This window comes from Chryseobacterium populi, assembly GCF_000282115.1.
GTDB classification, from domain to species: domain Bacteria; phylum Bacteroidota; class Bacteroidia; order Flavobacteriales; family Weeksellaceae; genus Chryseobacterium; species Chryseobacterium populi.
The window spans coordinates 19,351-43,382 of sequence record NZ_AKJY01000021.1; the positions used below are offsets into that span (position 1 = coordinate 19,351).

24 protein-coding genes are annotated in these 24,032 nt (G+C 36.9%); 12 read left to right on the forward strand and 12 right to left on the reverse strand.

Annotated elements, in window-relative coordinates:
* The first annotated feature begins 5 nt into the window (after positions 1-5).
* The 8 genes from PMI13_RS06815 to PMI13_RS06850 all read left to right on the forward strand — a co-directional run bounded on the left by PMI13_RS06815 (position 6) and on the right by PMI13_RS06850 (position 7,958).
* Entirely contained in the window at positions 6-917 is a 912-nt protein-coding gene (locus PMI13_RS06815) for a DUF4349 domain-containing protein (RefSeq protein ID WP_007842063.1), read from the forward strand.
* A gap of 177 nt (positions 918-1,094) precedes the next feature.
* Positions 1,095-2,735 (forward strand): glucose-6-phosphate isomerase, encoded by a 1,641-nt coding sequence (gene pgi, locus PMI13_RS06820; protein ID WP_007842065.1) that lies wholly within the window; start codon positions 1,095-1,097, stop codon positions 2,733-2,735.
* Between the two features lie 85 nt (positions 2,736-2,820).
* Positions 2,821-3,705, forward strand: a complete 885-nt coding sequence (locus PMI13_RS06825) for a bifunctional 5,10-methylenetetrahydrofolate dehydrogenase/5,10-methenyltetrahydrofolate cyclohydrolase (RefSeq protein ID WP_007842066.1) — start codon at positions 2,821-2,823, stop codon at positions 3,703-3,705.
* 6 nt (positions 3,706-3,711) lie between these two features.
* Positions 3,712-4,341: a 7-carboxy-7-deazaguanine synthase QueE gene (locus tag PMI13_RS06830; protein ID WP_007842068.1), complete on the forward strand. Its 630-nt coding sequence runs from the start codon at positions 3,712-3,714 to the stop codon at positions 4,339-4,341.
* A gap of 42 nt (positions 4,342-4,383) precedes the next feature.
* A complete protein-coding gene (locus PMI13_RS06835; protein ID WP_007842069.1) occupies positions 4,384-5,754 on the forward strand; it encodes an exopolysaccharide biosynthesis polyprenyl glycosylphosphotransferase in 1,371 nt (456 codons plus the stop codon).
* 35 nt (positions 5,755-5,789) lie between these two features.
* Positions 5,790-6,542 carry an MlaE family ABC transporter permease gene (locus PMI13_RS06840; RefSeq protein WP_007842073.1) on the forward strand — a complete coding sequence of 251 codons (753 nt, stop codon included), beginning with the start codon at positions 5,790-5,792 and terminating at the stop codon, positions 6,540-6,542.
* Positions 6,542-7,357: an ABC transporter ATP-binding protein gene (locus tag PMI13_RS06845; protein ID WP_007842076.1), complete on the forward strand. Its 816-nt coding sequence runs from the start codon at positions 6,542-6,544 to the stop codon at positions 7,355-7,357. The genes PMI13_RS06840 and PMI13_RS06845 overlap by 1 nt, the downstream gene beginning before the upstream one ends.
* Complete coding sequence (locus tag PMI13_RS06850) at positions 7,341-7,958, forward strand: outer membrane beta-barrel protein (RefSeq protein WP_007842078.1); 618 nt, start codon at positions 7,341-7,343, stop codon at positions 7,956-7,958. The genes PMI13_RS06845 and PMI13_RS06850 overlap by 17 nt, the downstream gene beginning before the upstream one ends.
* Before the next feature lie 38 nt (positions 7,959-7,996).
* Here PMI13_RS06850 and PMI13_RS06855 read toward each other — a convergent pair whose 3' ends face one another.
* Positions 7,997-8,308, reverse strand: coding sequence for a hypothetical protein (locus PMI13_RS06855; RefSeq protein ID WP_007842080.1), 312 nt, complete (start codon positions 8,306-8,308; stop codon positions 7,997-7,999).
* Positions 8,309-8,390: 82 nt separating this feature from the next.
* Complete coding sequence (locus tag PMI13_RS06860) at positions 8,391-9,197, reverse strand: M48 family metallopeptidase (RefSeq protein ID WP_007842082.1); 807 nt, start codon at positions 9,195-9,197, stop codon at positions 8,391-8,393.
* A 107-nt stretch (positions 9,198-9,304) separates the two neighbouring features.
* Here PMI13_RS06860 and PMI13_RS06865 point away from each other — a divergent pair, with 107 nt between their 5' ends.
* Entirely contained in the window at positions 9,305-9,844 is a 540-nt protein-coding gene (locus PMI13_RS06865) for a DUF4251 domain-containing protein (protein ID WP_007842084.1), read from the forward strand.
* Here PMI13_RS06865 and meaB read toward each other — a convergent pair.
* Complete coding sequence (meaB, locus tag PMI13_RS06870; protein WP_007842086.1) at positions 9,841-10,830, reverse strand: methylmalonyl Co-A mutase-associated GTPase MeaB; 990 nt, start codon at positions 10,828-10,830, stop codon at positions 9,841-9,843. The genes PMI13_RS06865 and meaB overlap by 4 nt on opposite strands.
* A gap of 202 nt (positions 10,831-11,032) precedes the next feature.
* On the opposite strand from meaB, the gene PMI13_RS06875 reads away from it, so the two are divergent.
* Entirely contained in the window at positions 11,033-11,326 is a 294-nt protein-coding gene (locus tag PMI13_RS06875) for a c-type cytochrome (protein WP_007842088.1), read from the forward strand.
* A gap of 27 nt (positions 11,327-11,353) precedes the next feature.
* A complete protein-coding gene (locus PMI13_RS06880; protein ID WP_007842091.1) occupies positions 11,354-11,641 on the forward strand; it encodes a hypothetical protein in 288 nt (95 codons plus the stop codon).
* A 16-nt stretch (positions 11,642-11,657) separates the two neighbouring features.
* Here PMI13_RS06880 and PMI13_RS06885 read toward each other — a convergent pair whose 3' ends face one another.
* From PMI13_RS06885 to PMI13_RS06905, 5 genes are all read right to left on the reverse strand, one after another.
* Complete coding sequence (locus PMI13_RS06885) at positions 11,658-12,653, reverse strand: enolase C-terminal domain-like protein (RefSeq protein WP_007842093.1); 996 nt, start codon at positions 12,651-12,653, stop codon at positions 11,658-11,660.
* Positions 12,654-12,678: 25 nt separating this feature from the next.
* Positions 12,679-13,203, reverse strand: a complete 525-nt coding sequence (locus tag PMI13_RS06890) for a tetratricopeptide repeat protein (RefSeq protein ID WP_007842102.1) — start codon at positions 13,201-13,203, stop codon at positions 12,679-12,681.
* Positions 13,190-13,888, reverse strand: a complete 699-nt coding sequence (prfH, locus tag PMI13_RS06895; RefSeq protein ID WP_007842103.1) for a peptide chain release factor H — start codon at positions 13,886-13,888, stop codon at positions 13,190-13,192. The genes PMI13_RS06890 and prfH overlap by 14 nt, the downstream gene beginning before the upstream one ends.
* Position 13,889: 1 nt before the next feature.
* Positions 13,890-14,435 carry a nucleotidyltransferase family protein gene (locus PMI13_RS06900; protein WP_007842105.1) on the reverse strand — a complete coding sequence of 182 codons (546 nt, stop codon included), beginning with the start codon at positions 14,433-14,435 and terminating at the stop codon, positions 13,890-13,892.
* A gap of 92 nt (positions 14,436-14,527) precedes the next feature.
* Positions 14,528-15,919: an RtcB family protein gene (locus PMI13_RS06905; protein WP_007842107.1), complete on the reverse strand. Its 1,392-nt coding sequence runs from the start codon at positions 15,917-15,919 to the stop codon at positions 14,528-14,530.
* Between the two features lie 657 nt (positions 15,920-16,576).
* On the opposite strand from PMI13_RS06905, the gene PMI13_RS06910 reads away from it, so the two are divergent.
* Positions 16,577-17,548, forward strand: coding sequence for an alpha/beta fold hydrolase (locus PMI13_RS06910; RefSeq protein WP_007842109.1), 972 nt, complete (start codon positions 16,577-16,579; stop codon positions 17,546-17,548).
* Positions 17,549-17,721: 173 nt separating this feature from the next.
* Here PMI13_RS06910 and scpA read toward each other — a convergent pair whose 3' ends face one another.
* The 4 genes from scpA to prfA all read right to left on the reverse strand — a co-directional run bounded on the left by scpA (position 17,722) and on the right by prfA (position 24,028).
* On the reverse strand, positions 17,722-19,842 hold the full coding sequence (gene scpA / locus PMI13_RS06915; RefSeq protein ID WP_034669986.1) for a methylmalonyl-CoA mutase: 2,121 nt from the start codon (positions 19,840-19,842) through the stop codon (positions 17,722-17,724).
* A 137-nt stretch (positions 19,843-19,979) separates the two neighbouring features.
* A complete protein-coding gene (locus PMI13_RS06920) occupies positions 19,980-22,016 on the reverse strand; it encodes a prolyl oligopeptidase family serine peptidase (RefSeq protein ID WP_238536287.1) in 2,037 nt (678 codons plus the stop codon).
* Between the two features lie 158 nt (positions 22,017-22,174).
* Complete coding sequence (locus PMI13_RS06925) at positions 22,175-22,855, reverse strand: hypothetical protein (protein ID WP_007842115.1); 681 nt, start codon at positions 22,853-22,855, stop codon at positions 22,175-22,177.
* 87 nt (positions 22,856-22,942) lie between these two features.
* The gene (gene prfA / locus PMI13_RS06930) at positions 22,943-24,028 is read right to left on the reverse strand and encodes a peptide chain release factor 1 (protein WP_007842116.1); all 1,086 of its coding nucleotides are present in this window, start codon (positions 24,026-24,028) and stop codon (positions 22,943-22,945) included.
* Positions 24,029-24,032: the final 4 nt, after the last annotated feature.

Here is a 24,032-nt window from a genome sequence, read left to right on the forward strand (position 1 = left end):
ACAGTATGAAAACTACTTACCTTAAATTATCTCTATCAGCAGTTATCTTATTAGGAATCTATTCCTGTAAAAAAGGAGAAGCAACAGCAAGTGAATATGAGCTTTCAGTCAATGCAGATTCGGCATCTGTAGTGGCTTCAGACAGTATTTCTTCTGCTGCAACCATGAATGTAAAAGACAAGCAGTTCATTAAAACTGCAGATGTAAATATGGAAGTAAAGGATGTATATGAAGCAACAATTTCCATTGAAAAATCAGTTCAGGATCTTGGTGGATTTGTAACCCACAGTAATTTACACAGTAATGTCATTTCCGAAGACATCTATAATACTTCCAGCGAAGATGCCATGCTTGTTAAAAAATACCAGACTGAAAATACCATGCAGGTACGTGTTCCCACCGCAAAACTGGGCGAACTTTTAACGCTGATCAATACTAAAAAACTCTTCCTGAATTCGAGGTCCATTAATGCGGAAGATGTGACCTCAGGAATAAAATATGCCGAGCTTGAAGGAAAAAGAATTAAAAAGACAGGTGAAGATCTCTCTCAATTGAAGACCAACAAAGACAAAGTGAAAATGAGCGATGAAAACAGGTCTGAAGAAAATTTGCAACAGCTGGCTAATATGGATGTTACAGATAATCTGAAATACAGCACCATTGATATTTACATCAAAGAACCTAAAGTCCGTATTGCTGAAATCGCAATTACCAATACCAAAAACATCGACAATAAGTATAAATTCAATTTTATTCATGATGCCAAGAATGCTTTTGTAGAAGGGTTCTATTTAATCCAGAAAATCGCGGTAGGACTGATTGCCATCTGGCCTGTTTTATTAATCACTGCAGTGATTATTTATTTCATCAGAAAAAGAAAACCGTTTCAAAAACCTACTCAAAATATTTCCGAATAAGTGCAAAGCTATCCTAACCTTCCGGTTATCATCATAATTTTAAATTTTACAGCCTCCGATTTTTTCGGAGGTTTTATTTTTCCGTAAATTTGCACATCGGGAAATTGAAAATATAAGATTTATCTTTTTAATCTCAGAAATATTTCCTGAAACGTATAATCACCTAATTTCGAATATATGCTATCAAAAATAAATCCTATACACACCAACAGCTGGAAAGCACTTGACGAACACTTTGCAGAAAACGATTTCGATTTAAGAAGCCTTTTCCAGTACAACCCGAACCGTTTTGAAGAATTTTCTTTGAAAAGAGAGAATTTTCTTTTCGATTATTCTAAAAACCTGATTGACGCAAGAACAAAAGGTCTTTTGCTAAGCTTAGCTGAGGAATGCCTGTTAAAAGAAGCTATTTCTAAAATGTTTTCAGGAGACAAAATCAATGAAACTGAGGGAAGAGCAGTTCTTCATACGGCTTTAAGGGATTTTTCAGATAAAGAAATTTTAGTTGACGGTGAGAATATCAAGCCTCAGATTAAAAAGGTTCTTGATCATATGAAATCTTTTTCTGAAAGCATTATTTCAGGCGAGCACAAAGGTTTCAGCGGAAAAGAGATCACTGATGTAGTGAATATCGGGATCGGAGGTTCAGATTTGGGGCCTGTAATGGTTTGTTCCGCACTGAAGCATTTTAAAACAAGACTGGATGTTCATTTTGTTTCAAATGTAGATGGAAATCACATTGCAGAAGTTGTTAAAAGTTTAAACCCGGAAACCACATTATTTATCATTGCTTCCAAAACGTTTACAACACAGGAGACCATGACGAATGCCAATTCGGCAAAGGACTGGTTTTTAAAAGCAGGAAACCAGGAAGATGTAGCAAAACATTTCGTGGCTTTATCCACTAATATTGAAGAAGTTAAAAAGTTCGGTATCGCTGAAAAAAATATTTTCGAGTTCTGGGACTGGGTTGGTGGAAGATATTCGCTATGGAGTGCTATTGGGTTAAGTATTGTACTTTCGGTAGGATATGAAAACTTTGAACAGCTTTTAAAAGGTGCTTTTGACACTGATCAACATTTCCAGACTGCTGAATTCTCTGAAAATGTGCCTGTATTAATGGGACTTTTAGGAATCTGGTACCGTAATTTTTATGCAGCGACCAGCTATGCAATCCTGCCATACTCACAATATTTAGACCGGTTTGCAGCATATCTTCAACAGGGAGATATGGAAAGTAACGGAAAATGTGTCGACAGGAACGGTGAATTTGTAGAATACGAAACAGGGCCGATTATCTGGGGGGAGCCCGGAACTAACGGACAACATGCTTTCTACCAATTAATCCACCAGGGAACAGAACTGATTCCGGCAGATTTTATTGCTTATGCAAAGAGCTGTAATAAGGTTTCCGATCATCAGGATAAATTATTAGCTAACTTTTTTGCACAGACAGAAGCGCTTGCATTCGGTAAATCTGAAGAGGAAGTTGAAGAAGAATTAAAAAATGCAGGAAAATCGGATGAAGAAATCGACAGGTTATTGAACTTTAAGGTTTTCCATGGCAACACTCCTACTAACTCAATATTATTCAAAGAATTAACTCCTTTTACATTGGGGCAACTGATCGCCATGTATGAGCATAAAATTTTCGTTCAGGGTGTGGTCTGGAATATTTTCAGTTTTGACCAGTTCGGGGTAGAATTAGGAAAAGTATTGGCAAATAAAATCCTTCCTGAGCTTGAGAATAATGAAGCAATCAGCTCTCATGACAGCTCTACCAACGGACTCATTAATTATTATAAAGGAAATAAGTAATAAAAGAAATAATGTTGCCGGCAGGATGCAGATGAATTTCAGAATATCACAGTATTAAAAAAATCTAATAAAATAAAAGTATAAAATGGCAGAAATTCTTGACGGACTTAAAGTATCCAAGGAAATAAAAGCAGAAATCAAGGTTGAAGTTGAAAAAATCCTTGAAGGCAAGAGAAGAGCACCCCATTTGGTAGCCATTCTTGTAGGAAACAACGGAGCAAGTAAAGCTTATGTAAACAGTAAGGTAAAAGATTGTGAAGAAGTAGGATTCCGTTCTTCACTTTTGAAGTTTCCAAGCACCGTTTCCGAATCTGAATTACTTGAAAAAATTGACGAATTAAATAAATCCAAAGACGTAGATGGGTTTATCGTTCAGCTGCCTTTACCGGATCAGATCGATCAGGAAAAAATCATCCTGGCTATTGATCCCAGAAAAGATGTTGATGGGTTCCACCCCGAAAATTTCGGAAAAATGGCTCTGGAGATGGATACTTTCTTACCGGCTACTCCTTTCGGAATTTTAACTTTACTGGAAAGATACAATATTGAAACCAAAGGAAAGGATTGTGTCATCATCGGAAGAAGTAAAATTGTGGGAAGACCAATGAGTATCCTTATGGGCAGAAAAGACTTCCCGGGAAATTCTACGGTTACCCTTACCCACTCTTATACCAAAGATATTGAAGAATATACTAAAAAAGCTGACATCGTCATTACCGCTTTAGGAGATCCTCATTTCTTAAAAGGAGATATGATCAAAGACGGAGCTGTAATTGTTGACGTAGGAATTACAAGAGTAGATGACGATTCTGCAAAAGGATATTATCTTGCTGGTGATGTGGATTTTGACAGCTGTGCAGCAAAAGCAAGCTGGATCACTCCTGTTCCCGGAGGTGTAGGCCCTATGACAAGAGCGATGTTGATGAAAAATACCATCATTGCTTATAAAACATCAGTCTATAACGACTAAATTAAAATGAACAAAGAAGAAGATATTTTATTAAAAGAAGGTAAAATGCTCCCTGTGATGGAGCATTTTTACACTCTTCAGGGAGAAGGAGCCCATACCGGAAAAGCAGCCTACTTTATAAGATTAGGAGGTTGTGATGTCGGGTGCCACTGGTGTGATGTAAAGGAAAGCTGGAACCCGGATTTGCACCCGCTGATGAATACTGTAGAAATTGCAGAAGCTGCCGCAAAACACTGTAAAACCATTGTATTGACCGGTGGTGAGCCTCTTATGTGGAATTTAGATATTCTTACATCCAGATTAAAAGAACTGGGATGCACCATCCATATTGAAACATCCGGAGCTTACCCGATGAGCGGACAGTTGGATTGGATCACTCTTTCACCAAAGAAAACAGGACTTCCAAAAGAAGAGATTTACAAAAACGCAAGCGAGCTGAAAGTAATTATTTTCAACAATCATGATTTTTCCTTTGCAGAAGAGCAGGCAGCAAAAGTTTCTGAAAACTGTAAACTCTATCTTCAGAGCGAATGGAGCAAGCGTGACGAAATGTATCCTAAAATTACAGACTTTATCTTAGCACATCCCGAATGGCAGGCATCTGTTCAGACACATAAATATCTGAATATCCCATAAAATTATGTAAATTAGCTTCGTATTCGTTGATAAAGCTGATAGATGCAAAGAATTCGATACTCTAGATATTTAAAATCGATTATTATTTTGCTAGACCTTTTGGTTATAGCTTCTGTTTTTGTATTCTTTTTTATCACCCGGAATGAAAATTTAAAATACAATCAGGAAACCTGGTATCAGAATACTTTTTCATTGTTGTTATTATTTTTGTTCTGGATGCTGCTGAGTGGCAGGACAAAAATTTATAATATTGCAAGAAATCTTACATATACTTTGTTTCTTGAACGGCTTCTCATCCATTTTATGCTCTTTATCCTCGGTGTTTTACTGATTGGAAAAGTAAGCTATAATGTATTTTTCAATTCCGATATTTACTGGCTCTCCTTTTATTTATTCTTTTTTATTTTCCTCGCCAAATCAATCATCTATTTTGCGATCAAATATGTAAGGAGTTTAGGGATCAATCATAGAAACATCATGTTTCTGAGTGAAAACAGCTCCACGGAAATATTAAAGAATATCCTTAAAGAGAGAAAGGATTATGGATATAGAATTTTCGACTATAATCATTCTTCCATTGATTCAAATATGTTAGTGGAATTCTGGAAAACAAACGGAATACACACGCTGTTTTTGCCTTCCGAAAACTCATTCAGTGAGAAAACGGAAGATGAAATCTTCATGCTGGCAGAAGCTAATAAAGTTCATATTTCATTAATCCCAAGCATTATACAAAGTGATTTCTTTTTGTATGACTTAGGATATATCCAGACACAGCCGGTTTTGAACCAGGCAAGGTATCCTTTGGATTATTATTCCAATTTTTTATTGAAAAGAACATTTGATATTGTTTTTTCAGTTTTTGTATTGATATTCATATGTTCTTGGCTGTTTCCTCTTATTGCCATCATCATAAAACTGACTTCAAAAGGGCCGGTCTTTTTCTTACAAAAAAGATATGGTTTCCATGAAGAGGTATTTAATTGCATCAAATTCAGAACAATGGTAATCAATGATGAATCCACCACAAAAACAACCGCTGAGAATGATTCAAGAATCACTAAATTTGGAAAGTTTCTGAGAAAAACCAGCCTGGATGAAATGCCTCAGTTTATCAATGTATTAAAAGGTGAAATGTCTATTGTAGGACCACGCCCCCATATGTTGGCAGTAGACAATTATTATAAACCCAAAATCGGAAGATACAGTTTAAGAAGCATGGTGAATCCGGGAATTACCGGCCTTGCCCAGGTAAGCGGTTTAAGAGGTGATTCCGGTGATGTGGAAGTGGAAATGAATAAACGTATTCTTGCCGATGCCTTTTATGTAAGAAACTGGAGTTTTGTCCTGGATCTGGTGATTGTTTTAAAAACCACTTTGTTAGTTATAAGTGGAGATAAGAACGCAAAATAAATAATGCTTTAATAAAAAAAGTCTAATTTAGCAGAATGTTAAAAAAGTTTTTTACAGCTGTAGGAGAATACATCATCCTTCTGGGTAAAGCCATGCAGAAACCTCAGAAAATGAGGGTATTCTGGAAGCTGTTCATGAGAGAAATAAACGATTTGGGAGTCAACTCTTTCGGGTTGGTTATCTTCACCTCTATATTCGTTGGGGCAGTTGTTGCCATTCAGATGTTTAATAATTTTGATGCTTCATCTTTCCCCATTCCCCCTTCATTTGTAGGATATGCTACTAAAGCTGTATTGGTTTTAGAATTCTCGCCTACCATCATCAGCTTGATCCTGGCAGGAAAAGTTGGCTCATATATTGCTTCCAGTATAGGAACAATGAGGGTTTCCGAGCAAATTGACGCATTAGATATTATGGGTGTAAATTCACCAAACTTCCTGATCTTGCCAAAAATTATTGCATGTGTGATTTTCAATCCGTTGCTAATTGCCATCAGTATTGTATTCGGTATTCTCGGAGGCTATATTGCAGGAACGCTAACCGGAAACTGGACAACAGCAGATTATATAACAGGGATCCAGATGTATATGCCTAATCTCTTTATATATTATGCGTTCACCAAAACTGCAGTTTTTGCTTTTATCATTGCTACGGTTCCTTCTTATTTCGGATATACCGTAAAAGGAGGTTCATTAGAGGTAGGTAGAGCAAGTACGCAGGCTGTAGTCTGGACAATGGTTTTCATCATCCTTTCCGAATTAGTATTAACCCAATTAATATTAAGCTAATGATCGAGGTAAAAAATCTTAAGAAAAGTTTTGATGATGTTGAAGTGCTTAAAGGGATTTCAACCACGTTTGACAAGGGAAAGGTAAATCTTATTATTGGGCAGAGCGGCTCAGGGAAAACTGTGTTCCTGAAAAGTTTACTGAATGTATACCAGCCTTCATCCGGGGAGATCCTTTTTGACGGAAGAGATATCAATATAATGAACAGGGAGGAAAAGCAGCATTTACGTTCTGAGATCGGAACCCTCTTTCAGGGAAGTGCATTATTTGACTCTTTAACGGTGGAGGAAAATATAATGTTTCCTCTCGATATGTTTACCAACCTGACTTTCAGAGAAAAGAAAAGAAGGGTTTTTGAAGTTATCGGAAGAGTACACCTGGATAAAGCCAACAGAAAATTTCCTTCTGAAATCTCCGGAGGGATGCAAAAGCGTGTGGCAATTGCAAGAGCCATTGTAAATCACCCGAAATATTTATTCTGTGATGAGCCCAATTCAGGACTGGATCCATACACCTCTAATGTCATTGATGATTTGCTACTGGAAATTACAAAAGAATATAACACGACAACGATCATCAATACCCATGATATGAACTCTGTAATGACCATCGGTGAAAAGATTATCTATCTGAGGTTAGGGATCAAAGAGTGGGAAGGAAATAAAGACATTCTGATCACGGCAGGCAATAAAAATCTCATTGACTTCGTTTACTCATCAGAACTGTTCAAAGAATTGAGAGAGTATTTACTCGAAAATAATAAAACTATTGAAAATACAATCACTAAAATAGACGACAATGAAAAAGGTATTTAGTATCGCATTAATAGGCTTTTCTCTATTTGCATCAGCGCAGATTTCAATGGCAGCAAAAGCTAACTTAATTTTTCCGACAGGATCACCTTCGTGGAAAAATATTTCCAATACAGCATCCAACGCAATAGACAATAAAGGTAAAAACAATACAGGATTTAACGTGGGATTATCCATGAAAGTAAATCTTCCTATGGCATTTTTCGTAATGCCGGAACTGTATTACACGACTTTTAAAAATGAATTTACCGACCCTGTTTCCAATACAACTTTTGACATCAAAAACAACCGTATCGATTTACCGGTACTGGTAGGTCACAAAGTATTGGGAGATATGCTTGGAGTATTCATCGGGCCAGTTGCAAGCTATAATTTGAGTAAGGAAGATACTTTTAATGACTTTAAAGAAAATGCAAGAGATAATTTCACAGTAGGTTATCAGTTCGGAGCGCAGGTTGAAATTAAAAAGTTCCTTATCAATGCAAGATATGAAGGTGCTTTCAGTAAAGATGAAAGAGATTTTATCAACAAAGTATCGGGTGAAACTATCAGATATGACAACCGCCCCAACCTTTTTATGGTAGGTATCGGGTATAAGTTCTAATCTGAAGAAAATAACAGCTATAAAAAAATCCTCAGATATTAAATTTGAGGATTTTTATTTTCATTTTCCAGCTCTGCCTGGCGTTTAGCGATTTCGGCAGCCTGTTTTTCAAGATCTTCTTTGTCTTTTTGCAATTGTTTGAATTCTTTTCTCTTCTGTTCAGCTTTTATCGCGCTTCCCTTACTTACATACCCTACCATTCCTCCGATAATTAAGCCAATACCTACACCGGCCATTACTCCCATAATGTGTGGAAGCCCTATTTTCTCGACCGTAAAATCGGTGGTGAGATAAAAAAGCAAAGTTGATACAGCCAAAAGTATAAGTCCGGTAATTGATAAACTCTTCATGATAATGTGTTTTGATGATTAAAAGCCTTACCAAATTAGTGAAAATTTAATAAGGCTTTATATACAAGATTAAAAATTCAAATTATATTTTCCCGCCTGCAGCTTTATAATATTCCAAAGCTTTTGGAAGGTCTTTCTGAATATCTGAAATCCTGGTTTCAGGATTCGGGTGGGTAGATAAGAATTCAGGCTGTCTGTTTCCTGAAGAGGCTCCTTCCATCCTGTTCCAGAAAGGAATGGCTTCTCTAGGGTCATAACCTGCCATAGACATCAGATATAAGCCCATTTCATCAGCTTCAGACTCCTGATTTCTGCCATATTTTAATAAGGCTACCTGTGAGCCGATCGGATACACTTTCTGGAAAACATTTGCCCACTGAGCATTGGAAATTGTACCACCCAAAATAGCGCCTCCGTACTGTGCTACCATCGCTTGGGAAATTCTTTCGTTTCCATGGCCTGCTAAAGCATGGGAAACCTCGTGTCCCAAAACTACCGCTAAACCATTATCACTTTTAGTAACAGGCAAAATCCCTGTGTATACGGCAACTTTACCCCCTGGCATGCACCAGGCATTCAGCTCATTGCTTTGTATAAGATTAAACTCCCAGTTATAATTGGCAAGATCTGCAGACCTTCCTATACTCTGGTAATATTTCTCAGCAGCTCCTTTTATTCTGCTGCCTACGCTTGTCACTCTTTTTGCCTCTGCCGTACCTGCAATAACTTTAGATTTAGACAATGTCGTTTTATATTCCTGTGAAGACATTGTTAAAATTTCCGAATTATTTGCCAGCTGCAAAGAAGATCTCCCCGTAATCGGGTTTGTAGTACAAGCCGCAACTGATAAAGCAATTGCTCCTATCCCTAATAAATAAGTTAATTTCATAGTTTAGAGTGTTAATAATTCAATTTTAACAATTTTTATTCCAAAATATTTTACAACGGATATATTTGCATACATTTTGCTATTTAAATTTACTAATTATTACTGTTATGAAAAAGTATATTTCATTAATATTGATCTCAGGATTTTTATTATTCTTTCAAAGTTGCTCTTCTCAAACTAAATTAGATTCTAAAACAGTTGATGCACTTGTCAATTCCAAAGAATTTACTTTTCATGCAGAAAGGGCAAACCCGACCAATTATGATGTCATCAACATTATGAATTCAATGCCTAATTCTACGGCGACGAGAATATTACAGCTTGACGGTAATTATACGGTAGAATTGAGAAATAATCAATTAGAAGTTGTACTTCCTTATTTCGGACGGTTGTTTAATCCTAGTCTCGGAAATACCGATAAAAACAGCTACCGCTTTACTTCAAAAGATTTTGCAGTAGATCAGTCTCAAAATAAAAAAGGAACCTGGATTGTAAAGATTAGGCCTAATGACGTAAGCAATGTTTCAGATATCATTATAGAAGTTTATAAAAACGGAAGGGCATTCACCTCCATCAGAAGCAATGACAGACAGCCCATTTCCTACGACGGATATGTATCCCAGAATGAAAATACGGAAAAGCCTTAGTCCGGACCTTTAGAAAGAAATTTTTCAACAAATAATTTTGCTTCGGTGCTTGGATTGAAAACCATTGCCGAAGCATTTTTTTTATGCTGAATATAAGCTTCTTCTACCGAATTATTTTTCTTCATCATAGACAAAATATATTCCTGAACCCAATATTCAAACCGTTTTTCAGCCTGCTGAACTCTTACGCCTTCAAAACTTCCCGTCTTTTTTTTCAGACTGATAAATTCATCGATGGTACTGTAAACATCACTCAGGCCTTCATTATAAAGAGCAGATCCCAATAAAACCGGCACTTTCCAGCCTTTTTCTTTAGCCGGAATAAAATCAAGGGCCCTTTTAAGCTCAAGCTTTGTCGTTTTTGCTTTCTGAAGATTGCTTTCTTCAACTTTATTGATGAAAATAATATCCACCATTTCCATAATTCCTCTTTTGATGCCCTGAAGCTCATCGCCGCCGCCAATAATCTTCAGGAACAGGAATATATCGGTAATATCTGCGACCAGAACCTCAGACTGCCCCACTCCTACGGTTTCTATAAGGATATAATCGTAACCTGCCGCTTCACAGATCATCATGGTTTCAAAAGTAGTATTGGCAACTCCACCCAAAAAGCCGGAACTCGGAGAAGGCCGTATGAAAGCATTTTCTTCTCTGGCCAATTCTTCCATCCTGGTTTTGTCTCCCAGAATACTTCCTTTATTGATTGCAGAGCTCGGGTCTATCGCTAAAACAGCCACTTTTTTTCCATTTGCAATAGCCAGTCTTCCGAAATTCTCTATAAAAGTAGACTTTCCTGCACCTGGCACTCCGGTAACTCCTACCCGTATTGATTTTCCGGTAAAAGGCATAATTTCTTTCAGCAATTCTTCGGCCTGCTGCCTGTGTTCGGCTTTTTTACTCTCAACCAAAGTAATGGCTTTTGCAATCAGGCGCTTGTTGCCTGACCGTATTCCTTCTATTAAATCTTCTGTAGAAAATTTCATTGATTCAAAATTAATAATTAAAAGTGAATTGTGAATGGTCTGCTACGCTGTCAATTTTAAAAATTCACTTGTGAAGCAAGATTCACAATTCACCATTTACTATTTCAATTTTTATTTCTTCTAAATTAAAACTACAGGCTGTTTTATCGATCACAGAGGGAATTCCCTACATTTGTTATTATTCAGAAAAAGTAAGAAAAATATGAAAAAAATAATCGCTGTAGCGTCATTTACAGCTGTCTTGTTAGCTTCTTGTACTCCAAAAGTTTCTACAGCCACAACACCTACAGGACCCGCAACATCTACTGCTGAGCAGATTGCCCAAGGAAAAACCATTTTTGAAAACTCATGTGGAAGGTGTCATAAACTGCCAGATCCTACAAAACATAGCTCTGTACAATGGGTAGGAATCATGAATGCGATGGCTCCGAAAGCTAAATTAACCGATGAGCAGCATCAGTGGGTTTACGATTATATTGTTTCTGTGAAAAAATAATATCATCATTCACAAAAAAATATTATTATGAAAAAGTTAGTTTTAAGTATGATCTTAGGTTCGGCTTTTATGGTTTCATGCGGACCTAAAAGTGTGGCTGTCACAGGCCCTAAATACACCTCATCTGAACAACTTGCTCAAGGAAAAACTGTTTTCGAAAATTCGTGTAACAGGTGTCATAAATTACCGGATCCTGCAAAACATGATGACCAGGGATGGATAAAAACCTTAAGCAGGATGGCTCCAAAAGCTAAATTGAGTGACGACCAACATCAAATGGTTTATGACTATCTGATTTCTGTAAATAAAAAATAAGCTTTCCATGGAAAGCTTATTTTTTTAGCTCTAATCCGAGTCCCGGTTTTCCGGATAAGATTATTTTTCCGTTTTCTACAAAGCTGCCAGTTGCATAATCATTAGAAATAAGATTTGCTCCGTCTAGATCTACAAAGTCAACAAGCCCGGTTAAAGTACATGCAGCTGAAATTCCGACTGTAGATTCCGTCATGCAACCGATCATAATTTTATAATTTAATGCTCTCGCTTTTCCTATCATTTCCAGAGCAGGCGTTAAACCTCCACATTTCATCAGCTTTATATTGATGCTCTTGTAATAAGGAACTAATTTTTCCAGGGAATCAATGTTCTGACAATCTTCATCCGCCATCCAGTTGGCAGATCCGTTTTTGTTTAAAATCTGGTACTGGTTGATTGGTCTTGGCTGTTCTAAATAAGAAAACCCCTTAATTTCAGGGGTTTCCTGAATCCAGAGACAATCTTCAGCAGTAAAGCTTGCATTGGAATCTAAAGCAATATTCCTGTTTAGCTGTAAAAGTTTTTCAACATAAATTTTATCTAAACCTTTACATTTTATTTTGAATTTATTCCAGCTGCTTTGTTCAATTTTCCTGACCTGATTCTCAAAAGTTCCGGCAGATATTGTGATTGAGCTATCTGCTAAATTTTCAGAAGGCAGAGCATTGATATCAGTGAAGCTTTTGTTTTCAAGCTTTCCGAACAGGTCCCAATAGGCACAGTCTAAAGCAGACTGTAAGAAAGCATGTAAATTCAAACCCTGTAAAAATTTAAAAAAATCTTTTGGGTGAATCATATTCTGGGCTTCAATTTTTGACTGAATTTCTTTTATTTTTAAAATAAAATCCTGAAGATTAATCTGATAATAGTCGATTGCAACACATTCTCCATAGCCTTTATGATTTTGATGAGATAGCTCTATAAGCAATGCTTCTCTTTTATCATAATTCCCGTAAGCAATTGAGAACGTTTCTTTTAACTGAAGAACTTTAATTTCATAATTCAATTCCATTTATTAAAACTACAAAAAAGGAGACTTATTTTGTCTCCTTCTTCTTTTTAATTTGTTTTTTCTTTGGTTTTTGGGGCATTTTTGCTTTAATAAATTTCTCTTTATTTTTCAAAAAATCAAGCATAGACTGATCATAAGCAAATTCGACAGCTTCTTTTAACGGATCTAAAGCTTTTTTGTATTCCTTGTTAATTTCAAACCAATGAGATTTCAGGATTAATATCCTGCACTTATCAATTCCTTTGATCTTTAATGCATATTCTATCAGTTTTTCAGCTTCATCCAAATCTTCATTGTCCAGAAGGCACTTAATATAGTATTTAGGGGTATTGAGATTGGTAATGTCATTTTGCATGGCTTCTTCAAAATAAAGCTTTGCTTTTTCATAATCAATCAATGCTTCACTGTAGATTCTTCCCATTAAACATAAACTATCTGCATCTTCAGGATCGTAGGAGAGCGCATAATTCAATGCTTCCAGACAATCCGGAAGACTATAAGGATAGTTATCCAAAGCTTCAAAGTAATATTTGTTTTTAGTTAAGGTCATTTTTGTAGTTTTTTAATTCATTTTTCAGCAGATTTCTTTGCTTTTTGAAAGATTTCTCCTGGTAATTTTTCTTAAAATCCGTTCCGGAAAATGTACGTACCGGGCTTCCTCTCTCCACCTGCAGATGGTTGTTCCAGGTTTCCTGCATTCTTTTTTCCAATTGCCGGATCTGCATCTCCATTACTTTTTCTTTTAATCTTATAACGGACAGCTTTTTATTCTCCAACTGTGATCTGGAATTCTGCACGAAAACACTTTGGCCCGTAGGTACATGAGTGGCACGAACGGCAGTGTTTACTTTATTCACATTTTGCCCGCCATTTCCCTGGCTTCTCATTGTCTGAAACTGAATATCTTTTTCATTGAATCCTGTTTTTTCCAAACCTTCGAGTTCAAAAATACCGATGAACCAATTGCTCCTTTTATGCAGTTTCCTGAATGTACTTTTACCTGTCCAGCAAATACTTCCCAGCCAATTGCTTAAAAATACTGAGATATCTTTTCCTTTTAAAAGCAGGGTTACGGATTTCAATGTCAGATTCTCATCTCCATTTTCCCTGTGAATAATTTCGTAGTCTATATTTTCCGTCTTTATTTCCTCAAGAAAGACCTTCAGAACTCTGGCTACTACCCATTGACATTCCAAAGGCCCTCTTCCTGAGGTAATCTGTATTATTTTGTCCATTTTATTTTGGCATTTCACTTAACAGGGGATGACCGACGGGATCAATTCCTTTTTCCAATAGATGTTTTGCAGCCATTACCGCCCAACATTTATCACTGGAATGAATGTTTCTGTAAAATGAAAGTAGAAGATCTGGTTTCACCACAGTAAACCCATTGGTTTCAATGGTTTCCAGATCGTTTCTTTCAAAGAAATCGATGGTTATTCTGTGAGACTTTCCGTTTTCCAACTCAACCGTTTTTTCATATCTGCGAAAATTTTCTTCGCTCGGCAGATGATCGTACCGGGTCCATACTTTCTGAAACCCTTCCTGCTGAAGAATTATCACTACCTCAGCCACATTTTCTTTTTTTACAAAAACATCAATATCCTTGTGGTCGTGGGCATGTTTATATTCTGTATGCCCTTTTTCAGACATAAAATGCCACGCCCATCCCCCTGATAGTATGATTTTATTTTTTAATTTCTCTAAAATTTTGAGTCCGTGCTGAATTCTGAATTCCGGCCAGACTTCTCCGTATCTTTTTATGTTATGAGGAGCTCCCATTTTTCTAATTTTAAACCTTAAATATTAAACCTTATAGGTTTTGGAAACCTATAAGGTTATTCTCAACTGATACCTCCAGGCTATCAATTCTGTTATTTATCCATCCTCACAATTCTCGGCTGAAAGGTTCCAAGGATATCTACCAATTCACTTTGTGCATTCATCACCTCATTGATGTCTTTATAAGCCATTGGAGCTTCTTCTGCATTTCCACCCATCAAAGTGACATTCTTGAGCTTCAATTCTTTTTTGATGTCATTCTGAGTGAAAAGGCTCCGGCACTCTCCTCTGGAATAAGCTCTTCCTGCTCCATGTGAGGCTGAGTTCAAAGAATCCGGATTTCCTTTCCCGCGAACAATAAAACCTTTCGCAGTCATTGATCCGGGAATCATTCCCAATTCATTTTTATTGGCAGGCGTAGCTCCCTTTCTGTGAACAATCACTTCTTTTCCGTTATGAATCTCTTTCCATGCGAAATTGTGATGGTTTTCGATCCTTGCTTTTACCCTTCCTCCAACTGCTTTCACCAATCTTCTGTGAATATCGTCGTGGCAGGCTGATGCATAATCTCCGGCAAGATTCATTGCCGTCCAGTATTCCAGACCGAGATGGGTATTCAGATCCAGCCAGGCAAAGTTCTGTGCTTCTTTTGGAAGTGGACACTGATCCATCGCAACTCTTGAATAATACTGAGCGATTTCGGCACCCAGTCCGCGGGATCCGCTGTGCGAAAGAATTCCCAGGTATTTCCCTTTTGGAAGCCCTATTTGTTCGTCTGCTTTTGTGATTTCAACCTCACCGAATTCCACAAAGTGATTTCCTCCACCCGAAGACCCCATCTGCCTGATTGCTTTTCCTTTTAATCTTCTCAAAACCGGGATCATATCAAATGTATCTCTGTCAAAAATTTCATGATCTACATGAGATTTATGTGTTTCATACATCCCGAATTTGGTATGTTCAGCCAGTACTTTTTCATATTTATCTTTAGCACCGTCAAGATATGAAACAGGTGTATCCAGAATACTGAGGCTCATTCTGCAGCCTATATCCATTCCGACTCCATAAGGAATCACTGCGTTTTCTACAGCGAGAACTCCACCGATGGGAAGGCCGTAACCGCTGTGTGCATCGGGCATTAGGGCTCCCTGTACCGATACGGGTAACTTTAAAGCCGTGTACAACTGGTTCATTGTTTCCTCTGAAATGTTGTTTCCGAAAATCTGAAAAGAGGCACGCTGTGTATTCAGCATTCTTTTTTCTGTTTTCTTAGATGAAAGCAATGCTTCTGCAATTTGTCCGAAGGTTAAATCTTTTTCAAAATTTTCCGGATTGAGCATAATTTCTTTTAAAAGAGATTTCACATAATGAATATTTTTAGTTGCAAAATTTCTTTTCATCACTTCCAAAGCAATATTTACACTTTGATTATTCGGATAACCTAATTTTAATATATCTTTTCCTTTAAGTTTTAAATTTCCCATTGTTTTATAATTTAAAAATTAGATGTGAGAAGTTAGATTTTATACTTCCAAAAGGCACATCGATTTTATTTCAACTAAAAATTTAGTTTATTTTTTATTGAATGATCATGAAATTGAAAAACTCATAGGACAGAGATTCTTCATTTCACTACCTTCATTCAAAATGATATTAAAAAAAGATTCCGGGGAAACTGAAGTTTAAAATATTGCGCAATAAAAAACCCGAAATCTCTACGACTCCGGGTTTTGATATTTCATTGTACTGTTATTCTAAGAATGTACCAAACCACGAAGCCTCACCACTGTAAGTGGCAAACCGATTGGAGAATTTTGATCAAATCTGAACATTGCTTCGTTGTTTTTAAATGGTTAAACTTTATTTTCTGGTGCAAATATAAAATAATTTATTAAAATCCTACTCACCAAAGTCAATCATATTTCCCAAATTACATAACATTCATTTTTTTGTTATTGTTTTCTCCTAAGATTAACCTATTAACAACATTAATAATTCTTATATTCTATTTTATAGCTTTTTTCTTTTTAAATTTTATATTTCTTTATTCTTCATTTTGCTTGCTTTTAATTATTTCATACACAAAAACATACTTTTTATAAAAAAATATATTCTATAGCTTTGTTCCTTTAAAATATGAAATGAAAAAAAAATTAACACAGAGCTTATTTAAACATCTATTATTCGTAGCATTTTCCTGTATCATTTTTTTAACATCTTGTAGCAAAGATGATGATTACATTGAAACAAGCCTTGAATCACCTATAATTCAGAATAATCCGCAGGGAGGTTATCCGTTAATAATAAAGCAAGTTCCTTATATTAAAATGAATATGCCTGAAGAACCACAAAAGCTTATTTATGATGAAAATAAGAATGATGTAACTCTTTCTGCCATTAAAGATACAATTGTTGTTATTATTGAAGGTGGGCCTACACATACTTTAGGTGAAGATTTAGGACAAATTAAAGGGGCTATTAACTCTGACGGGCTTCCTAATCACACAGTCGTAGGTATGCGACAGGCTCATAACATCAATCCTACGGTTTTTGGGAGTGGTACATCATTTACAAATGCCAACGCCCAAGAAGTGAATATTCAGACTATTGGGATTGTAGAAAAAGTAATAACCTGGTTAAAATCAAATAACAAGGTCGTTTATTTATTTGGTCACTCAAATGGTAGCCTTATTGTTCAAAACTATATGTCCTCCGGTAAAATAAGCCCCAATGGTTATGTGATTACCGGAACAAGATTAAAACCCGTTCAAGCATTTATAGATAACTATCCCAATAACATTGATGTTTCATTTACTAACGGAATAACAGTTGTAACCACCAATGTTCCTTCCGATCAAATACCCTATTTCAATGTCGTTTCAAAGTTACAGCTTAATCATAACAAAAATTACATAACCCTCTTAGCAGGAAATCCAATGCTATCCAACACTGTATATTCATTATCCGGAAAGGATGAAGCAATAGGAAGAATAGAACTTGACGAAAAAAGTTTTCTAGAGAACAATCAAATCTCTACAATTTTCGAAGCTGATGGAGATCATAGTGATGCCTCAGCCGGTATTATACCTGCATTGAAGTTTCTCAGATTATAAACCTATTTATTAATCCTATAATTTTAATCAATCATAAAAATAAAAAGACCAATTCTGCTATTGAATTGGTCTTTTTATTTTTCTATAAACGTTCAAATTTTCGTAATAAAAACAAATACAGGATTATCTATCAAATCGGCATATTTATTTACCTATATGTCGTCTATATATTTTTATTCTTCTAAAAAATTCTCTAAAATATCCACAGCACACTTTGGAAGATTGGTTCCCGGGCCGAAAATAAAATCAGCTCCGTTCGCATACAGAAATTCATAATCCTGTTGCGGAATAACTCCACCAACGACGATTGTAATATCATCTGCTCCGAGCTTTTTCAATTCTTCAACAACCTGCGGGACTAAAGTTTTATGTCCGGCAGCCAATGATGATACCCCCAAAATATGAATATCATTTTCGACAGCCTGTTTAGCCACTTCTTCCGGAGTCTGGAATAACGGGGCAACGTCTACGTCAAATCCCATATCTGCAAACGCTGTGGCCACTACTTTTGCACCTCTGTCGTGGCCATCCTGTCCCATTTTAGCAACCATTAATCTTGGGCGGCGTCCTTCTTCTTCTTCAAACTTTTGAGTCAGTTGAAGGGCTTTTTCAAAATATTCATTTTTACCGGCATTCATCGCGTATACTCCAGAAATTGTTTTAATATTTGCTTTATATCTGCCGAAGCTTTCTTCCATAGCATCACTCATTTCGCCTAAAGTTACTCTTCTTCTTGCAGCTTCAATACATAATGCCAACAGATTTCCTTTTCCTGTTTTTGCAGATTCTCTGATTTCGTTCAGAATCTGCTCAACAGCTTCAGTATTTCTGTTTGCTTTTATCATATCCAGCCTTTCAATCTGCTTTCTGCGAACTTCAGTATTATCGATGTCAAGGATTTCTATTTCCTCCTGCTTTAATGAAGATTTAAACGAATTTACCCCGATAATAAATTCTTCGCTGCTATCAATTTTTGCCTGTTTTTTGGCAGCTGCTTCTTCAATTCTCATTTTCGGAATTCCGGCTTCGATGGCTTTTGTCATTCCTCCCTCCTTTTCTACCTCATCGATGTATCGCATTGCTTCTTCAATCATCTGCTGGGTGAGGCTTTCAACCAGATGACTTCCCCCCATCGGATCCACTACATCGCAGATTCCGCTTTCCTGCTGCAAAATAATCTGTGTATTTCTTGCTATTTTCGCTGAATAATCTGTTGGAAGGGCAATCGCTTCATCCAATGCATTGGTATGTAAAGACTGCGTTCCGCCCAATGCTGAAGACAGAGCTTCAATTGCCGTTCTTGTAATATTATTAAAAGGTTCCTGCTCTGTCAAAGACCAGCCTGAAGTCTGGGAATGAGTTCTTAATGCTAAAGATTTCTGATTCTGGGGATTGAACTGCTTTAAAAGGTTTGCCCAGATATATCTTGCAGCACGCATTTTAGCAATTTCCATAAAGTGATTCATTCCTATTGCCCAGAAAAATGACAGCCGCGGTGCGAAATCATCCACATTCATTCCTGCTTTAATCCCTGTTCTCACATATTCCAGGCCATCTGCTAACGTATAGGCCATCTCTAAAACAGGAGTTGCCCCTGCTTCCTGCATATGATATCCTGAGATGGAAATCGAATTAAATTTAGGAATGTTCAGGGAAGTATATTCAAAGATATCGGCAATGATTTTCATGGAAGGAGCAGGTGGATAGATGTATGTATTTCTCACCATGAATTCCTTTAAAATATCATTCTGTATCGTTCCTGAAAGCAATTCCTGCTTTACGCCCTGCTCTTCGGCAGCAACGATATAGAATGATAAAACCGGAAGCACCGCACCATTCATTGTCATGGAAACGGAGATCTGATCTAACGGAATTTCATTAAAGAGGATCTTCATATCTTCAACAGAATCGATTGCTACTCCTGCTTTTCCTACATCCCCTACTACTCTGGCGTGATCTGAATCATACCCTCTGTGCGTCGCCAGATCAAAAGCTACGGAAAGTCCTTTCTGACCTGCTGCGAGGTTTCGTCTGTAGAATGCATTAGATTCTTCTGCTGTGGAAAATCCTGCATACTGTCGGATCGTCCATGGTTTCTGAACATACATTGTGGAATAAGGACCTCTTAAGTAAGGTGCAATTCCCGGAGAAGTCTGGGTTAAGGATTCATCTTTAATATCCTGATTGGTATAAGATGATTTCAGTTCTAATCCATCCTTTTCAAAACTATAAATTTCACCGTTTTTGGGTGATATATTTACTTCCAGTTTTTTTACAGAAATTGTCTTTCGCATTCCAATGATTTTATCCCGTAAAGTTAATTTTTTTGAATGAAACATGAAACCTCATTTAATCTCTTTGGAATATGTGAATTAACCTAACGAGAAATCCGGGCAATTGCCCGGATTTCTCGTTATATCATGTATGCTATTTATTTTTTAATTCCCATTTCATACAATGCAAAAGAAAGTAAGTCTGCATTTTCACCAATCACCTGCTCTGTGGATCTTCCTGCCCCATGCCCTGCATTTTTTTCGATTCTTAAAAGGACTGGATTTTTACAAGCCTGCTTTTCCTGCAGTTCAGCCCCGAATTTGAATGAGTGGGCCGGAACTACTCTGTCATCATGATCACTTGTAATAATCATCGTTGACGGATAGCATGTTCCTGCTTTCACATTATGCACGGGTGAATAAGATTTAAGGTATTCAAACATTTCTTTGTTATCTTCTGCTGTTCCGTAATCGTATGACCATCCTGCACCTGCTGTAAATTTGTTGTATCTCAACATATCTAATACACCAACTCCGGGGAATGCCACTTTCGCCAAATCAGGACGCATTGTCATGGTAGCGCCTACCAACAATCCGCCATTTGATCTTCCGGAAAGAGCCATATATTCTTTTGAGGTATAGCCTTTAGCCTGTAAGTATTCTCCGGCTGCAATGAAATCTTCAAAAACATTTTTTTTCTGCATTTTGGTTCCTGCATCATGCCATTTTTTACCATATTCACCGCCGCCGCGGATATTCGGAACAGCATAAATCCCCCCGTTTTCCATCCATACTGCATTCACTACTGAGAATGCAGGCTGTAAGCTTATATTGAAACCTCCGTAAGAATACAGGATGGTAGGGTTTTTCCCGTCAAGTTTGGTTCCTTTTTTATAATTAATCATCATCGGAATTTTTGTTCCGTCCTTTGAGGTATAGAAAACCTGTTCGGAAATGTAATCTTCAGAATTAAAATTCACTTTCGGCTTTTGATATACCTCTGATTTTCCGGTGTCTGCATTAAATTTATATGTTGTTCCGGGAGTAATATAATTGGTAAATGAGAAATACAGCTCTTTTTCAGTTTCTTTTCCACCGAAACCGGAAATATTTCCTTTTCCCGGTAATGCAATCTCTCTGATCAGCTTTCCTTTTTTATCATACTGCTTTACCTGATCAATAGCATCGATCATATAGGTTGCAAAGAAATAACCGCCACCTGTAGAAATTCCCAGTACGTTTTCGGTTTCAGGAATTACATCTTTCCAACCATCCGGAGAAGGATTTTTGATGCTTGTCTTCACTAAACGCATATTCGGAGCACTTTTATCGGTAAAGATAAAAAGATCATCTCCTTCCGTATCCACAATACTTGCGTTGATATCAAATCCTTTTACAATCTGCACAAAATCGCCCCCGTTTTTCAGGTCTTTTATGTACAGTTCGTTCCCATTGGTTGCATCAGCAGCTGAAATGATAAGGTATCTCTCGTCTTCAGAAACATCTGCTCCTATGTATCTGCGCTGTATTTTATCTCCTCCGAAGATCAGCTTGTCTTCTGATTGTTTTGTTCCAAGCTTATGGAAGTATACTTTATGTTTATCGGTCATTCCGGAAAGTACAGTTCCTTCTTTTGGCTTGTCATAGCTGGAATAATAGAACCCCTGATCTCCCTGCCATGAAATTCCACTGAATTTTACATCGACCAGCGTTTCGTCGATCTGTTTTTTGGTAACGGCATCAAGAATAATGATCTTATTCCAGTCACTTCCGCCTTCGGAAATAGAATAAGCAGCTAAATTCCCTTTTTTATTGAATGATAGCTGAGAAAGTGAGGTGGTTCCTTTGTCTGAAAATTTATTCGGATCTAAAAATACTTCTGTAGCCTTTGTTTTATTGTTCGTTCTGTACAAAACAGATTGTGCCTGTAAGCCGTCATTTTTATAGTAATAGGTGTATTCACCTTCTTTAAATGGAGCTGAGATCTTTTCATAATTCCAGATATCCCGAAGTTGATTTTTAATACTTTCCCTGAAGGGAATTTTTGAAAGATAATTCTGGCTGAAAGCGACTTCTTCATCCACCCATTTTTTAGTGGGTTCAGAGTCGTTTTCCAGGTCTCTGAAAGGATCTGCCACTGCAGTTCCGAAATAGGTATCTGTCTGTTTTCCTTTTAAAGCTTTAGGATAATTCATTTTTTGGGAATAAAAAGACGCTGAAAACAAAACTCCAGCTGTTAACAAGATAGGTTTAAGATTCATACCGAACGATTTTCTCAAAAATACGCAAAGTATATGAAATAAAAAAAGCCACTGGCTGTCAGCGGCTCCGAAATTTATTTAAAAAAGTAAAATTACTTATTCTTAGGGTTAAATTTTTTAAAATAGAATTCATATAGCTTTCCAGCCAATTCTTCCGCACCGCCATTCCAATAATAGGTATTTTCATTTTTCTTTATCTGATACAGTTTAAATCTCTGGGTAACGGAAATGATTTTATCTGCTTTTTTCACTTCATTTGTTACAATATTCAGGTAATTTTTAAGTTCTTCTCCAGTTACTTTCTTTTCATCTTTAAATTCCGGGTCGGAAATTTTTGCCGGAACTTTAAAAGTCACTTCAAAGTTGACACCGGAAACCACTTGATTCTGATCGGTTTCGTGGGGTAATGATTCGATATTTTTCACTACATAATTTGCATTTTTAAAATTATCCAACATTACATTAAAAAATATTTGGGATTCTGCTTTAGATTGATTCGCTGTTTCTTCAGAAAATCCGGAAAGGAAATTCTGTGTAAGGTTGTCTACTTCTTTGGAATAGGAATCTCTGGCGCTGATCTGATAGACATTATCTTTTCCTAAAAAGGGTTCTAAATAGCCATTAAGACTGGTCAAAGCCTGATCATCATATTTTACGAGAGCATTAAAATACAGATTGAAGACTTCCTGCGGCTTTAAATTGTTATTCTGGGCAGAGATCTTTTGAAATCCTAACAATAGTATTAAAAATAAAATAGCATAGCTTTTCTTCATAACTAACAGTTTTTTTATAGTGTTTAAAAAATTGGGCCAAAAAAAAGGCCCTTGAAGACATCAAGAGCCGGCATATGATAAACTTTTTTAAAAGTTTTCTTCTTCACCTTTCATTTTTTCTGCATTTTCTGCCATAATTACTGCATCGATCATTTCAGAGATATCTCCGTTCATATAAGCATCAAGGTTATACATCGATTTATTGATTCTGTGATCTGTAACCCTTCCCTGAGGATAGTTGTACGTTTTGATCTTTGCAGAACGGTCTCCCGTAGAAACCATTGTTTTTCTCTGTGCTGCAATATCACCCTGGACTTCCTGTAATTTGATATCGTACAATTTAGCACGAAGCATTTCCATCGCCAGTTCACGGTTAGCCAGCTGAGAACGGGCCTGTTGGCAAACCACCACTAATCCTGAAGGCTTGTGCGTTAACTGAACTTTCGTTTCAACTTTGTTAACGTTCTGCCCTCCTGCACCTCCTGAACGTGAGGTCTGCATTTCTATATCCGCAGGATTGATTTCCACATCCACTTCTTCTGCTTCGGGTAACACCGCAATGGTAATGGCAGAGGTATGTACTCTTCCCTGAGATTCGGTTTCAGGAACACGCTGTACACGGTGAACTCCCGATTCGAATTTCATAATCCCGTAAACACCTTCTCCTTCTACCTTCATGATCAGTTCTTTGTACCCTTTCGCGGCTTCATTAGAATCGGTTACTTCATGTCTCCAGCCTTTTGTTTTGAAGTACATAGTGTACATCCTGTATATATCTTCTACGAAAATAGCAGCTTCATCTCCACCAGTTCCGGCACGTAATTCTACGATGATGTTTTTATCATCTGCAGGATCTTTCGGGATCAGCAATACTTTCAGCTCTTCTTCTAACCCGGGAATCTTTTCCTGAGCTTCCATTTTCTCCATTTTCGCTAAATCTACCAGGTCTCTGTCTGAACCATCAGCAATGATCTCATCAGATTCTTCGATCGTATCTAAAGCGCCTTTGTACTGGTCGTAAACTCTAACAATTTTCCCCAAATCACTATATTCTTTGTTTAAAGAAGAATATTTTTTTTGGTCTGAAATTACATCAGGCTGTATAATAAGGTCTGCCACCTCATTATATCTTTGTTTTATAGCTTCTAATTTTGGAATTAATGACTTAGACATTGTA

Coding starts and splice junctions, on each gene's coding strand:
- PMI13_RS06885 (WP_007842093.1), bottom strand. CDS start 12,653: ATGGAATTGAATTATGAAATTAAAGTTCTTCAGTTAAAAGAAACGTTC.
- PMI13_RS06840 (WP_007842073.1), top strand. CDS start 5,790: ATGTTAAAAAAGTTTTTTACAGCTGTAGGAGAATACATCATCCTTCTG.
- pgi (WP_007842065.1), top strand. CDS start 1,095: ATGCTATCAAAAATAAATCCTATACACACCAACAGCTGGAAAGCACTT.
- PMI13_RS06920 (WP_238536287.1), bottom strand. CDS start 22,016: ATGAATTATCCTAAAGCTTTAAAAGGAAAACAGACAGATACCTATTTC.
- PMI13_RS06815 (WP_007842063.1), top strand. CDS start 6: ATGAAAACTACTTACCTTAAATTATCTCTATCAGCAGTTATCTTATTA.
- prfA (WP_007842116.1), bottom strand. CDS start 24,028: ATGTCTAAGTCATTAATTCCAAAATTAGAAGCTATAAAACAAAGATAT.
- PMI13_RS06865 (WP_007842084.1), top strand. CDS start 9,305: ATGAAAAAGTATATTTCATTAATATTGATCTCAGGATTTTTATTATTC.
- PMI13_RS06850 (WP_007842078.1), top strand. CDS start 7,341: ATGAAAAAGGTATTTAGTATCGCATTAATAGGCTTTTCTCTATTTGCA.
- scpA (WP_034669986.1), bottom strand. CDS start 19,842: ATGCGAAAGACAATTTCTGTAAAAAAACTGGAAGTAAATATATCACCC.
- PMI13_RS06900 (WP_007842105.1), bottom strand. CDS start 14,435: ATGGGAGCTCCTCATAACATAAAAAGATACGGAGAAGTCTGGCCGGAA.
- PMI13_RS06835 (WP_007842069.1), top strand. CDS start 4,384: ATGCAAAGAATTCGATACTCTAGATATTTAAAATCGATTATTATTTTG.
- PMI13_RS06825 (WP_007842066.1), top strand. CDS start 2,821: ATGGCAGAAATTCTTGACGGACTTAAAGTATCCAAGGAAATAAAAGCA.
- PMI13_RS06880 (WP_007842091.1), top strand. CDS start 11,354: ATGAAAAAGTTAGTTTTAAGTATGATCTTAGGTTCGGCTTTTATGGTT.
- PMI13_RS06890 (WP_007842102.1), bottom strand. CDS start 13,203: ATGACCTTAACTAAAAACAAATATTACTTTGAAGCTTTGGATAACTAT.
- PMI13_RS06925 (WP_007842115.1), bottom strand. CDS start 22,855: ATGAAGAAAAGCTATGCTATTTTATTTTTAATACTATTGTTAGGATTT.
- PMI13_RS06855 (WP_007842080.1), bottom strand. CDS start 8,308: ATGAAGAGTTTATCAATTACCGGACTTATACTTTTGGCTGTATCAACT.
- prfH (WP_007842103.1), bottom strand. CDS start 13,888: ATGGACAAAATAATACAGATTACCTCAGGAAGAGGGCCTTTGGAATGT.
- meaB (WP_007842086.1), bottom strand. CDS start 10,830: ATGAAATTTTCTACAGAAGATTTAATAGAAGGAATACGGTCAGGCAAC.
- PMI13_RS06830 (WP_007842068.1), top strand. CDS start 3,712: ATGAACAAAGAAGAAGATATTTTATTAAAAGAAGGTAAAATGCTCCCT.
- PMI13_RS06860 (WP_007842082.1), bottom strand. CDS start 9,197: ATGAAATTAACTTATTTATTAGGGATAGGAGCAATTGCTTTATCAGTT.
- PMI13_RS06905 (WP_007842107.1), bottom strand. CDS start 15,919: ATGGGAAATTTAAAACTTAAAGGAAAAGATATATTAAAATTAGGTTAT.
- PMI13_RS06875 (WP_007842088.1), top strand. CDS start 11,033: ATGAAAAAAATAATCGCTGTAGCGTCATTTACAGCTGTCTTGTTAGCT.
- PMI13_RS06845 (WP_007842076.1), top strand. CDS start 6,542: ATGATCGAGGTAAAAAATCTTAAGAAAAGTTTTGATGATGTTGAAGTG.
- PMI13_RS06910 (WP_007842109.1), top strand. CDS start 16,577: ATGAAAAAAAAATTAACACAGAGCTTATTTAAACATCTATTATTCGTA.